The organism is Terribacillus sp. AE2B 122 (assembly GCF_902497585.1).
In the GTDB taxonomy this organism is placed as follows: domain Bacteria; phylum Bacillota; class Bacilli; order Bacillales; family Amphibacillaceae; genus Terribacillus; species Terribacillus saccharophilus_A.
The window spans coordinates 824,809-836,929 of sequence record NZ_LR700942.1 but is presented as its reverse complement, the minus strand read 5'-3'; the positions used below and the strand labels follow the sequence as shown (position 1 = coordinate 836,929).

The following is a 12,121-nucleotide window of genomic DNA, read 5'->3' as shown; positions in this document are numbered from 1 at the left end:
ATCATGGCAGAAGAAATCGTACAAGATGTGAAAGTAATTGTTTTTCAGTTAAAAAACGAAGAATACGCAGTACCTGTAACACAAGTAGGGTCTATCGAGAAGATGGAGCACATTACGAGAGTTCCAAATACAGAGAGCTTTATCAAAGGTGTTATCAATATGCGCGGTGTTGTTACGCCAATCGTTGATTTGCGAAGCCGTCTTGGACTTGAAGAGACTCCGGTCGATGAAAATACAAGAATCATCATTGTGGATTTGGATGACACATCAATGGGTTTGATTGTGGATGCAGCGAATGATGTCTTGGATATTCCAGTAGATAAGATCGAAGAGGCGCCGCAAGTTATTGGGGCAATCAATGTCGATTACATCGATGGAGTAGTGAAACTTGAAGACAGACTTGTGATTTTACTTGATCTAAGAAAAGTCTTGAAATTCCATGAAATCGAAGCAATCAAGTCCATCGAAAGCTAATGTATGATCTACGCTATATAACGGAAGATCAGCTGGATGCATTGAAAGAAGCAGGAAACATCGGAGCAGGCAATGCAGCTACGGCGCTTTCCACTTTGCTCCGCCAAGATATCGATATGAAAGTGCCGGCAGTTCGAATCTGTCACTTTAATGAATTGATTGAATCTATCGGCGGGGCTGAGCAGCCGCTGGCAGCTATCTATCTTACGGTTCAGGGAGATGCGCCAGGGAATATGTTCTTTTTGCTCCAACCTGCTGAAGCAGAGTTATTCGTACATTATATAACTGGAGATGAGAGTTTTTCATGGTCCAACACGTCCAATGATGATATCAATCTTTCTGCTTTGCATGAAATGGGAAACATCCTGGCAGGAAGTTACTTATCTGCAATAAGCGACTTCGCCAAAGTGAATATGCAGCCATCGGTTCCGCAAATCAGTGTCGATATGGGGGGCGCCATCTTAGCTAACGGTTTAATCGAGATAGCCGAGGAAAGCGATTTTACCGTCGTCATCGATACGGTCATCTCACTGAGCGATCCGAATCAGCAGCAGCATATGGTTGAAGGGAAATTTCTGCTGCTGCTTCATCCAGATGCATTCGGTCATCTATTTCGTGCTTTAGGAGTCGAGGAAGATGATTGAAGCTGAAATCTTGCATGTCGGGATTGCCGATGCAAAAATCGTCGCCTATCCACAGCATCTTCGGACAGCCGGTCTTGGGTCTTGTGTCGGGGTTGTCGTATACGATAAGCAAAAGAGAATTGCTGGTATGGCACATGTCATGCTGCCCGATTCTAGTCTGGCTAAACAGACACAGATGAACCGAAATAAATATGCAGATACAGCTATGGATGACTTGATTGCCAATCTGCTGCGTCATGGTGCAAGCAGGAGTCGTTTCAAAGCGAAGCTTGCAGGTGGAGCGCAGATGTTCTCCTTCATGTCCAGTGACGAGAAAATGCGAATTGGACCGCGTAATATTGAAGCAGTGGAGCAGAAGCTTCGAGAATATCGTATCCCCATCGAGAGCAAGGATGTCGGGGGGAGCAATGGACGTACGATTGAATTCAATACAGATACTTGTGGTTTGAAGATTAAAACAGTAAGTAAAGAGGAAGCGATCATATAATGGAGCAGCTTCATTCTTATGACGTAACAGCAAACAAAGGAGGGAGTTTCATGATCAATTATGGATCAGAAACAGAACAGCAGTATTGGAACAGCTGGTTTTATAAAAAAGATAGCGAAGCTGCCAATGAATTGATGCGGATGTATATGCATGTAGTAGATTACCATACGCAGCGCATCGCTGCGCACCTTCCCTCCAGTGTGAGCAGAGATGATGTCAGAAGCTTCGGTTACACAGGATTGTATGATGCTTTACAAAAGTTTGAGCCAAGCCGGGATTTTAAATTTGAAACTTATGCTTCCTTCCGAGTCAGAGGTGCCATCATGGACGGTCTGCGGAAGGAAGACTGGCTTCCCCGAACGGTACGTGATAAAGTGAAGAAAATAGAAGCAGCTGCGAGCAATCTCGAACAATCACTAGAACGGAAACCGACCAGCATAGAGATTGCAAAGCAGACTGGCTTGAGCCGGGAGGAAGTAGAAGAAGCGGTACGAGATGCACTATTCTCCAATGTTCTTTCCATGGATGACAAGCCTGCCCGCCCAAAGCAAGACAAACAGGATACTAGTTATGTTCTTCCTGATCTCAAGACACCGCAGCCGGAAGATGCAGTGCTGCAGAAGGAACTTGTTCTTCAGCTGACAGACAGCATCAAGCATCTAAATCAACATGAACAGCTTGTTATCAGTCTTTTCTATAAAGAAGAATTAACGTTTACCGAAATCGGACACATACTGGAATTGACAACATCACGGATTTCACAAATTCACAAACGTGCCATCTTCAAATTACGGGAATCTCTAGCCAAGCTTTCAGCAACTAGCTGAAAGCTATTTCCAATTTTATATAGAAAGAAGGTTCTCCATGCTCACACTACTAGTCTGTGCCAGTCTGCTCCTTCATGTACTGACCTTCATCGCTATCCGCGCATTGCAATCAAACGTACAGCAGCTGGAAAGCCGGCATCAGAAGGACAAACAAGCGTACGAAGCGATGCTCAGTTCTATACTCACTGAATTGAAAGAAGAGAATGATCGACTTCTACATGCAGAACCTCAGCCAGGCAAAGCCTACTCGCAAAAAAACGTGGAGGAGAAAAACAGCCAACCTGCTCCCGCAACAGAAGACGACACACAGCCTGTTTCTGATTACACACCGCCGCAACCGGTGGAGGAAGAAGATCAAGTATCCATGTCCAATCTCAGTCGAGTTCTGCAGCTTCATGATCAAGGAATGGCTTCTGTTGAGATAGCGAAGCAGCTCGGAATGGGGAAGACGGAAGTAGAATTGATTCTTTTAATGAAGAAAAATGGTGAAAATAACAGAAAAAGCTGAGAAAGTACAAAAACATGTCTAAGATGCTTGATTGATGGTTATAGCTGTGCTATATTTATTTTTGGTGTTAATACACACGTCTGCCGATTTTTACGGGAGGTGCTGACAGTTTGTCAGTTCCCGATAAAAGATGAAGCAGTCGGAGGAGAAAAAACCATTAGGAGGAAACACTATGTCAGTCATTTCAATGAAACAATTGCTTGAAGCTGGTGTTCATTTCGGTCACCAGACTCGCCGTTGGAACCCAAAAATGAAGAAATATATCTTCACTGAGCGTAACGGCATCTACATCATCGACCTTCAGAAAACAGTTAAGAAAGTCGACGAAGCTTACAACTACGTGAAAGAACTTGCTGCTGATGGCGGTACTATTCTTTTCGTAGGTACGAAGAAACAAGCACAGGAATCTGTGAAAGAAGAAGCGATCCGTTCTGGTCAGTACTTTGTTAACCAACGTTGGTTGGGTGGTACGCTTACTAACTTCCAGACAATCCGCAAACGTATCAACCGTTTGAAATCCATCGAGCGCATGGAAGAAGACGGTACTTTCGAAGTACTTCCTAAAAAAGAAGTAGTAGGTTTGAATAAAGAAAAAGAACGTCTTGTTAAATTCCTTGGCGGTATCAAAGACATGGAAAGAATCCCTGACGCTCTATTCGTTATCGACCCACGCAAAGAAAGAATCGCTATTGCAGAAGCTCATAAATTGAATATTCCAATCATCGGTATCGTTGATACTAACTGTGATCCGGACGAAATCGATTACGTGATCCCTGCAAATGATGACGCAATCCGCGCTGTCAAATTGCTTACTTCCAAAATGGCTGATGCTATCTTGGAATCCAAGCAAGGTGAAGAATTGGAAGACCAAGAAGCTACAGCTGCTGAAGAAGCTACAGAAGCTGTAAGCGAGTAATGGATGAAGGGTGATAAGGGGGGACCTTTTATCACCCTTTTTTCAAGAATTAAATTGTCCAAACCCTAAGGAGGCATTTACGATGGCAATCACGGCACAAATGGTAAAAGAATTGCGCGAAAAAACTGGCGCAGGTATGATGGATTGTAAAAAAGCTTTGACACAAACAGATGGTGACATGGAGAAAGCGATCGATTACCTTCGCGAGAACGGTATTGCGAAAGCTGCTAAGAAAGCGGATCGTATCGCTGCAGAAGGTTTAACTTTCATCGCTACAGAAGGCGACCTTGCTGTATTGCTTGAAGTGAACTGTGAAACTGACTTCGTTACAAAGAACGATCAGTTCAAAACACTATTGAATGATCTTGCTCAGCATATCCTTACTAACAAACCAGCTAACGTAGAAGAAGCATTGGAACAAAAAATCAACGGTGACCAAACTGTTGAGGAATACATCAATGCTGCTATCGCGAAAATCGGAGAAAAGATTTCTCTTCGCCGCTTCGCACTTGCAAGCAAAGAAGGCAACCAAGCATTCGGCGCTTATACACATGGCGGCGGACGTATCGGCGTATTGGCATTGCTTGACGGTACAACTGATGCAGAGCTTGGTAAAGATGTTGCAATGCACATCGCTGCGGTTAACCCTCGTTACGTTTCCCGTGATGCAGTTGCTGCTGACGAAGTAGAACGTGAGCGCGAAGTATTGAAAACACAAGCTCTAAACGAAGGTAAGCCAGAAAACATCGTTGAAAAGATGGTAGAAGGCCGTCTTGGTAAATTCTTCGAAGAGATCTGCTTGCTTGAACAAAGCTTCATCAAAGATCCAGATCAAAAAGTGAAGAAATACGTATCCGACAAAGGTGCTTCTGTAGTTAACTTTGTTCGTTATGAAGTGGGCGAAGGTATGGAAAAACGTGAAGATAACTTCGTTGACGAAGTAATGAGCCAAGTTAAAAAATAAGTACGACAAAAGAGGGGACACTTTGTGTTCCCTTTTTTACAAAATACATACCTTTGGAGGCAATGATGACTACAGCACCTTATAAACGAATCGTATTAAAACTAAGTGGAGAAGCATTAAGCGGCCAAGTCGGCTATGGTATTGAACCTTCCGTCATTCGTTCGATTGCGGAACAAGTAAAAGAAGTAGCTGAAATGGGAGTGGAAGTTGCAGTTGTCGTAGGCGGCGGTAACATCTGGCGCGGAAAAGTCGGCAGCGAGATGGGAATGGACCGTGCAAATGCTGACTATATGGGTATGCTGGCAACAGTGATGAACTCTCTTGCATTACAGGACAGCTTGGAGAACCTTGATGTTCCGACAAGAGTTCAGACATCCATTGAAATGCGCCAAGTAGCTGAGCCGTATATCCGTCGTAAGGCGATTCGTCACCTTGAGAAAAAACGTGTCGTCATCTTTGCGGCAGGTACAGGAAACCCGTACTTCTCGACTGATACAACAGCAGCCTTAAGAGCGGCTGAAATCGAAGCTGAAGTAATCCTGATGGCAAAGAATAATGTCGATGGTGTGTACAATGCTGATCCTAAATTGGTAGCAGATGCTGTGAAGTATGACACTCTAACTTATTTGGATATCCTGAATGAAGGACTGGGAGTCATGGATGCGACAGCCTCCACTTTATGTATGGACAATGATATTCCACTACTTGTGTTCTCTATTAGTGAAAAAGGAAACATCAAAAAAGCAGTTTCCGGTGAAAGTATCGGAACGATTATTAGGGGGAATAAATAATGTCAACAGCAATCATTTCTGATGCGAAAAGCAAAATGACACATGCAGTACAGGCTTTCTCCAGACAGCTGGCGACTGTACGTGCAGGACGTGCGAACCCATCACTTTTGGATAGTGTTTATGCAGATTATTATGGTGCTTCCACACCGTTAAACCAATTAGCAAGTATTACAGCTCCAGAAGCGCGTATGCTTGTAATCACGCCTTATGACAAAACAGCAATCTCTGATATCGAAAAAGCTATCCAAAAGGCTGACCTTGGTCTATCTCCTTCCAGTGACGGTAATTTAATTCGTCTTAGCATCCCTGCACTGACAGAGGAGCGACGGAAGGATTTAGTGAAAGTCGTTTCTAAATATTTAGAAGAGGCGAAAGTGCAAATCCGTAATATACGCCGCGACAGCAACGATCAATTGAAGAAAGCTGAGAAGAATAAAGAACTTACAACTGATGAATTAAAAGGCTTCCAGGATGATGTGCAAACGGAAACTGACAAGCACATCACCCAGCTAGAAGGTCTTGCAAAAGACAAAGAAAAAGAAATATTGGAAGTTTGACCCTTAACCATGTAAAATAAGTAGTACAAGACCCTCTTGCTAAAGGGGGTTTTTGCTCTTTTTGAGAGAAGCAAAGAGCAGTACTGCACAGGGCGCCTCTGGCTCTTTTCAGTCAGCAGAGAAAAAAGCCCAATGGAGGATTCAAAATGATTAAACTTCCTTTTTTCAATAGGAAAAGAAGAATAGAATTACAGCCATCGACTCTAAATCTTGAAAACATTCCAGGACACGTGGCCATTATCATGGATGGAAATGGTCGCTGGGCGAAAAAGCGCGGCCTTCCTCGAATTGCGGGACACAAAGAGGGGATGACAACTGTTCGCCGGATTGTAAAAGCTGCAAATCGGATCGATGTGAAAGTACTTACACTGTATGCTTTTTCCAAAGAAAACTGGAAACGGCCTCAGGCGGAGGTAGACTTTTTGATGAAGCTGCCAAAGGAGTTTCTTACGACTTACTTGCCTGAGCTCATCGAAGAGAACGTTAAGGTACAGACGATCGGAGATTTTGAAGGGTTGCCTTCCTTCACTAAGGAAGCGATCAAAGAAGCGATGGAGCAGACGAAACATAACGATGGCCTCATTCTCAACTTCGCACTGAATTATGGCGGACGGTACGAGCTCGTTCATGCTGTGCAAAGTATGATGCAGGATATCTCCGATAAGAAACTGCAAATGGAAGATATCGATGAGTCATGTATTTCCAGCTACTTATATACTGAAAAATTGGCAGACCCGGATTTAATCATCCGTACAAGCGGCGAGCATCGGTTAAGCAACTTTCTGCTTTGGCAGAGTGCTTATTCAGAGCTTTGGTTCACGGAAGTATTGTGGCCTGATTTCGATGAACTGCTTTTCGAGCAGGCAGTCAGTGATTTCCAGAACAGAAAACGGCGCTATGGCGGTATTTGAGGTGACTATTTAACAATGAAGCAACGATTGATCACAGCGGTTATTGCAGGCATATTCTTCATGATTTTTGTGTTGCTTGGCGGAGCATGGTTTGAGGCGTTTATTTATTTGATCGCGACCATTGCCTTCATCGAGCTGCTGCGTATGCGCAAAATCGCGAAATATAAAGTACCATCCATCGTGAGTGTCCTGTTGCTATGGGGGCTATTGGCCCCGGACCTGGGCATGATCAACACAATGTTCGATTTACATATCAATAAAACGGATATCCTTTTATTTTCCGTTATTCTACTCTTGAGCTACACAGTACTGGCAAAGAACCGGTTCACTTTCGAAGATGCAGGATTCCTGCTGATCACAGTTGTGTACATCGGTTTTGGCTTCCTCTATTTCATCATTACGAGGAACGCTCCGAATGAGATAATCGGAGATCATATTGTAACAGGATTGTCCAAGTTCATTTTTGTCCTGGTTGTCATTTGGGCAACTGACTCGGGAGCTTATTTCTTTGGAAAAGCATTCGGTAAACGTAAGCTTTGGCCAACAATCAGTCCGAACAAGACAATCGAAGGAGGCATAGGCGGCCTCGTTCTTGGTTGTATAGCAGGAATTGTATTCCAGTTTATTTCCCCTGTAAGCAGCTCTATTTTAATTGTTGCCGGAGTATGTATCTTGATTGCTCTCTTCGGTCAGCTTGGGGATATGGTTGAATCTGCTTTTAAACGTCATTACCTTGTAAAAGATTCTGGAAAAATCCTGCCGGGACATGGCGGAATTTTGGATCGTTTCGACAGTATGATTTTTGTTTTCCCGATCTTGCATTTAATCCAATTCATTTAATAGAGTATATATAGAGGAGCGTGTCCGATGAAAACAATCGCATTATTAGGTGCAACCGGTTCAATCGGTCTGCAGACATTGGATGTCATCCGCACTCATCCGGAAGCATTTCGACTTCACAGTATGGCATTCGGACGAAACATTGAAAAAGCATTGCCGCTTATCAAGGAGTTTGAACCGGCTGTAGTAGTTGTACAGGATGAACAGACAAAAGAGAAACTTCATCAGGCACTTCCGCATACAGAAATCCTGGTCGGTTCCACTGGAATGGTAGCAATTTCTTCAGCAGGTGAGGTCGATGTTGTCGTAAATGCTGTTCTCGGCAGTATCGGACTGGAAGCGACGCTGGAAGCAATTCGTGCTAAGAAGCAGGTAGCATTCGCCAATAAGGAAACGCTGGTTTCAGCCGGTCATCTTGTCATGGCTGAAGCGAAGAAGCATGGTGTTAATCTGCTTCCGGTAGATAGTGAACACGCAGCTATATTCCAATGTTTGAACGGGGAAAAGCTTGAGGACGTGAACAAGCTGATCATTACCGCTTCTGGCGGAAGTTTCCGAGATAAGACGAGGGATGAGCTTAAACATGTAACACTGGAGGATGCCCTTCGCCATCCCAATTGGAGTATGGGAAAAAAAATCACCATCGATTCTGCAACAATGATGAACAAGGGCTTGGAAGTTATTGAAGCACATTGGTTATTTGGGATTGATTATGATGATATCGAGGTTGTCCAGCACAGGGAGAGTATCATCCATAGCATGGTAGAGTATAAGGATTACAGTGTCCTTGCCCAGCTTGGTACACCAGATATGCGGGTTCCGATCCAGTATGCACTCACCTACCCTGAAAGACTTGATTTAGCCGTTTCAAAAAGGTTAAACTTAGTGGAAATAGGCAAACTCCACTTTGAGGAAATGAGTATGGAACGATTTCCTTGTTTGCGGATGGCATACGAAGCGGGCAGAGCCGGCGGCACTGCCACTACCGTATTGAATGCTGCGAATGAGGAGGCTGTAGCGTTGTTTCTTGCAGGGAAGATCTCTTTCCTGACAATAGAGGATTATGTAGCGCGCGCATTAGATGCACATGCCTATGAATCTTTCCCTTCTTTGGAAACAATCATGGAAACAGATCGTCTCACGCGGAGTCAAGTGAGGTCCTATATCCAATAAAGGCAGGTGCCCATTGTGACAACTATTATTGCGTTTATCCTAGTGTTCGGGCTGCTCGTTTTCGTGCACGAACTCGGACATTTGATTTTTGCGAAGCGGGCTGGCATGCTAGCGCGTGAATTCGCCATCGGTTTTGGACCGAAGATCTTTTCCTGGATGAAAAATGAGACACTTTATACGATCAGACTACTCCCAATTGGGGGATATGTTCGCGTTGCCGGTGAAGATCCGGAAATCGTGGAATTGAAGCCTGGTCATCATATCGGTCTCGAATTCAATGACAAACAGGAAGTAACGAAGATTATCGTCAATAATAAATCCAAGCATCCGTATGCACGTGTCATTGAAGTTGAAAGTGCAGATTTGGATCATAGCCTGATGATATATGGTTATGAGATAGGTGAGGAAGAACGACTTTCCTTCCCTGTCCATGAGAAAGCTATGTACGTGATGGACGAGACAGAAACTCAAATCGCTCCATATAACCGACAATTCGCTTCCAAGAACAAGCGGCAGCGAGCGATGCAATTGTTTGCAGGTCCGATGATGAATTTCCTGCTTGCGCTTGTGCTGTTTTTCATCCTTGCTCTTATACAGGGAGTACCAGCTGACAACGCAGCCGTAGGAACTGTACAAGATGGATCTGCTGCACAAGAAGCTGGAATTCAATCAGGCGATGAAATTACAGCAATTGATGGAACGCCTGTGCAAACTTGGGATGAGTTCACGGCTATCGTTCGTGAGAACCCCGATAAAGAACTTGAGGCAACAATTGTTCGAAACGGTCAGGAGCAGCAGTTGATGATGACTCCTGCACTTGTGGAAAACGGCGATCAGAAAATTGGTCAAATCGGTGTAACGCTCGCAATGGAGAAAAGTTTCTTAGGTGCGATTCCTTACACTTTCCAGCAAACTTGGGAATTCGGAACAATGATCATAACCAATTTAGGACAGCTGATTACTGGTCAGCTTAGTATCGATGCGCTTTCTGGTCCAGTAGGTATATATGATGCAACAGATCAAGTAGTAAAAACAGGATTTATCAATCTGATCCAATGGACAGCACTTCTAAGTGTCAATCTCGGGATCGTTAACCTCGTTCCGCTGCCCGCACTTGATGGTGGACGATTGTTATTTATCGGTGTGGAAGCATTGAGAGGTAGACCAGTTGAACCACAAAAAGAAGCAGTGGTCCATTTCATTGGATTCGCTTTGCTCATGCTTTTGATGATTGTGGTCACTTGGAATGATATACAGCGGCTATTTTTATGATGCAGAGGTGGAAGAATGCGACAAAGTAAAACATTTATACCAACACTAAGAGAAGTTCCAGCTGATGCAGAAGCAATCAGCCATCAGCTGTTAGTCAAAGGCGGATATATCCGCCAGACAGCATCTGGAATCTACAGCTACTTGCCGCTTGGTACGAAAGTGCTGCGAAAAGTAGAAACGATCATCCGTGAGGAGTTGGATCGTACAGGTGCGAGCGAGATGCTTATGCCAGCACTACAGCCTGCAGAATTATGGAAAGAAACAGGCCGATGGAAGGTATACGGACCTGAACTGATGCGTATGCATGACCGGAACAACCGGGAATTCGCACTTGGTCCTACTCACGAGGAAGTAACAACAAGTTTAGTACGTGATGAATTGAACAGTTATAAGAAATTACCGCTTACGGTGTACCAAATTCAAACGAAGTACCGTGATGAACAGCGTCCTCGTTTTGGACTATTACGCGGCCGAGAATTTATCATGAAAGATGCATATAGTTTCCACGCTGATTACGAGAGTTTAGATGAAGCTTATGAGACTATTTCTGACGCTTACCATCGCATCTTTAAACGAGTAGGGTTGAATTTCCGTGCAGTAGTAGCCGATTCCGGAGCAATGGGCGGAAAGGATACCCACGAATTCATGGCTCTTGCATCTGTTGGGGAAGATACGATTGCATTCAGCGACGTATCAGATTATGCTGCCAATATTGAAATGGCTGAAGTAATCGATCAAGGTCAAAAGTCTGATAGAGAAGCTCTTACTCTTGAGAAGATCGAGACTCCTGACGTGAAGACGATGCAGCAAGTAGCTGATTATCTTGGGCACTCACTTGAAGAGGGCTTAAAAGCAGTCGTATTCAAAGTAGATGACCGTCTTGTTATGGTCATCTCACGTGGAGATCATGAAATCAATGACATTAAGGTAAAAAACCTTTATCAAGCACAAATAGTTGAACTTGCTGCTGAAGCAGAAGTGAAAGAACTGCTTGGTGCTGGTTTTGGATCTCTTGGTCCAATCAACGTACATGAAGATATAGACGTTATAGCAGATAATGCTGTTAAGTATGTGGCTAATGTAACTTGCGGAGCGAATGAAGATGGCTTCCATTATAAAAATGTGAACCCAGAACGCGACTTCCAAGTGAAGCAATATGCTGACCTAAGATTCATCAAAGCTGGCGATCCATCTCCAGACGGTAACGGTACAATCCAATTTGCTGAAGGTATCGAAGTTGGACAGGTATTTAAGCTTGGTGAATTCTATGCAGAAAAAATGCAGGCTAAATTCCTTGATGAACAAGGAAAAGCTCAGAACCTGATTATGGGATGTTATGGAATTGGTGTTTCGCGTACACTTGCGGCCGCTGTCGAACAGCACAGCAAGGAAGGCGCGATTGTGTGGCCTAAATCCATCAGTCCATTCCAAGTACATCTGATCAGCCTTAACCCGAAAAAAGACGAACAGCGCGAACTGGCTGATCGTCTATATGAAAGATTACTTGAAGCGGGCGTCGATGTGTTGTACGATGATCGTAAGGAACGTGCCGGTGTCAAATTCGCAGATAGTGATTTGATTGGTATTCCAGTTCGCGTCACAGTAGGTAAACTTGCCGCTGATGGCGAAGTGGAAGTGAAGTTCCGTGATACAGAACAAGAAGCAGTTTCACATGAGAATGATTTGCTTGATCAGATAGCTGCTTATTTATAAAAATGTACAAGCCCTTGTCAATCCTTTGACAGGGGCTTTCGCAA

14 protein-coding genes are annotated in these 12,121 nt (G+C 44.0%); all 14 read left to right on the top strand.

Annotation, left to right across the window (positions count from 1 at the left end; genetic code table 11):
* Window positions 1–3: 3 nt before the first annotated feature.
* The 14 genes from AE2B122_RS04245 (at window position 4) to AE2B122_RS04180 (ending at window position 12,077) form a co-directional block, all read left to right on the top strand.
* On the top strand, window positions 4–474 hold the full coding sequence (locus tag AE2B122_RS04245; protein ID WP_175073174.1) for a chemotaxis protein CheW: 471 nt from the start codon (window positions 4–6) through the stop codon (window positions 472–474).
* Window positions 474–1,118: a chemotaxis protein CheC gene (locus tag AE2B122_RS04240; RefSeq protein WP_095217676.1), complete on the top strand. Its 645-nt coding sequence runs from the start codon at window positions 474–476 to the stop codon at window positions 1,116–1,118. The genes AE2B122_RS04245 and AE2B122_RS04240 overlap by 1 nt, the downstream gene beginning before the upstream one ends.
* Window positions 1,111–1,605 (top strand): chemotaxis protein CheD, encoded by a 495-nt coding sequence (locus AE2B122_RS04235; protein WP_095217677.1) that lies wholly within the window; start codon window positions 1,111–1,113, stop codon window positions 1,603–1,605. The genes AE2B122_RS04240 and AE2B122_RS04235 overlap by 8 nt, the downstream gene beginning before the upstream one ends.
* A 50-nt stretch (window positions 1,606–1,655) precedes the next feature.
* Window positions 1,656–2,432 carry a FliA/WhiG family RNA polymerase sigma factor gene (locus AE2B122_RS04230; protein ID WP_095270367.1) on the top strand — a complete coding sequence of 259 codons (777 nt, stop codon included), beginning with the start codon at window positions 1,656–1,658 and terminating at the stop codon, window positions 2,430–2,432.
* A 37-nt stretch (window positions 2,433–2,469) separates the two neighbouring features.
* The gene (locus AE2B122_RS04225; protein ID WP_175073173.1) at window positions 2,470–2,940 is read left to right on the top strand and encodes a DUF6115 domain-containing protein; all 471 of its coding nucleotides are present in this window, start codon (window positions 2,470–2,472) and stop codon (window positions 2,938–2,940) included.
* 172 nt (window positions 2,941–3,112) lie between these two features.
* Window positions 3,113–3,856, top strand: a complete 744-nt coding sequence (gene rpsB / locus AE2B122_RS04220; protein ID WP_095217679.1) for a 30S ribosomal protein S2 — start codon at window positions 3,113–3,115, stop codon at window positions 3,854–3,856.
* An 82-nt stretch (window positions 3,857–3,938) separates the two neighbouring features.
* Window positions 3,939–4,820 (top strand): translation elongation factor Ts, encoded by an 882-nt coding sequence (gene tsf / locus AE2B122_RS04215; protein ID WP_095217680.1) that lies wholly within the window; start codon window positions 3,939–3,941, stop codon window positions 4,818–4,820.
* Between the two features lie 65 nt (window positions 4,821–4,885).
* The gene (pyrH, locus tag AE2B122_RS04210) at window positions 4,886–5,611 is read left to right on the top strand and encodes a UMP kinase (RefSeq protein ID WP_095230160.1); all 726 of its coding nucleotides are present in this window, start codon (window positions 4,886–4,888) and stop codon (window positions 5,609–5,611) included.
* Entirely contained in the window at window positions 5,611–6,168 is a 558-nt protein-coding gene (frr, locus tag AE2B122_RS04205) for a ribosome recycling factor (protein WP_095217682.1), read from the top strand. Before pyrH ends, frr begins: the two co-directional genes overlap by 1 nt.
* A gap of 146 nt (window positions 6,169–6,314) precedes the next feature.
* Window positions 6,315–7,079, top strand: a complete 765-nt coding sequence (locus AE2B122_RS04200) for an isoprenyl transferase (RefSeq protein ID WP_095270245.1) — start codon at window positions 6,315–6,317, stop codon at window positions 7,077–7,079.
* A 15-nt stretch (window positions 7,080–7,094) separates the two neighbouring features.
* Entirely contained in the window at window positions 7,095–7,919 is an 825-nt protein-coding gene (locus AE2B122_RS04195; RefSeq protein ID WP_095217684.1) for a phosphatidate cytidylyltransferase, read from the top strand.
* A gap of 27 nt (window positions 7,920–7,946) precedes the next feature.
* On the top strand, window positions 7,947–9,092 hold the full coding sequence (gene dxr, locus AE2B122_RS04190; protein WP_175073172.1) for a 1-deoxy-D-xylulose-5-phosphate reductoisomerase: 1,146 nt from the start codon (window positions 7,947–7,949) through the stop codon (window positions 9,090–9,092).
* A gap of 15 nt (window positions 9,093–9,107) precedes the next feature.
* A complete protein-coding gene (rseP, locus tag AE2B122_RS04185; RefSeq protein WP_175073171.1) occupies window positions 9,108–10,364 on the top strand; it encodes an RIP metalloprotease RseP in 1,257 nt (418 codons plus the stop codon).
* Window positions 10,365–10,379: 15 nt separating this feature from the next.
* Window positions 10,380–12,077, top strand: coding sequence for a proline--tRNA ligase (locus AE2B122_RS04180; protein ID WP_175073170.1), 1,698 nt, complete (start codon window positions 10,380–10,382; stop codon window positions 12,075–12,077).
* Window positions 12,078–12,121: the final 44 nt, after the last annotated feature.

What these genes read in the sequence shown, in the direction of transcription:
- dxr (WP_175073172.1), top strand. Translation starts at nt 7,947, where the DNA reads ATGAAAACAATCGCATTATTAGGTGCAACCGGTTCAATCGGTCTGCAG.
- pyrH (WP_095230160.1), top strand. Translation starts at nt 4,886, where the DNA reads ATGACTACAGCACCTTATAAACGAATCGTATTAAAACTAAGTGGAGAA.
- AE2B122_RS04230 (WP_095270367.1), top strand. Translation starts at nt 1,656, where the DNA reads ATGATCAATTATGGATCAGAAACAGAACAGCAGTATTGGAACAGCTGG.
- AE2B122_RS04225 (WP_175073173.1), top strand. Translation starts at nt 2,470, where the DNA reads ATGCTCACACTACTAGTCTGTGCCAGTCTGCTCCTTCATGTACTGACC.
- AE2B122_RS04180 (WP_175073170.1), top strand. Translation starts at nt 10,380, where the DNA reads ATGCGACAAAGTAAAACATTTATACCAACACTAAGAGAAGTTCCAGCT.
- AE2B122_RS04240 (WP_095217676.1), top strand. Translation starts at nt 474, where the DNA reads ATGTATGATCTACGCTATATAACGGAAGATCAGCTGGATGCATTGAAA.
- AE2B122_RS04245 (WP_175073174.1), top strand. Translation starts at nt 4, where the DNA reads ATGGCAGAAGAAATCGTACAAGATGTGAAAGTAATTGTTTTTCAGTTA.
- frr (WP_095217682.1), top strand. Translation starts at nt 5,611, where the DNA reads ATGTCAACAGCAATCATTTCTGATGCGAAAAGCAAAATGACACATGCA.
- AE2B122_RS04235 (WP_095217677.1), top strand. Translation starts at nt 1,111, where the DNA reads ATGATTGAAGCTGAAATCTTGCATGTCGGGATTGCCGATGCAAAAATC.
- rpsB (WP_095217679.1), top strand. Translation starts at nt 3,113, where the DNA reads ATGTCAGTCATTTCAATGAAACAATTGCTTGAAGCTGGTGTTCATTTC.
- AE2B122_RS04200 (WP_095270245.1), top strand. Translation starts at nt 6,315, where the DNA reads ATGATTAAACTTCCTTTTTTCAATAGGAAAAGAAGAATAGAATTACAG.
- AE2B122_RS04195 (WP_095217684.1), top strand. Translation starts at nt 7,095, where the DNA reads ATGAAGCAACGATTGATCACAGCGGTTATTGCAGGCATATTCTTCATG.
- tsf (WP_095217680.1), top strand. Translation starts at nt 3,939, where the DNA reads ATGGCAATCACGGCACAAATGGTAAAAGAATTGCGCGAAAAAACTGGC.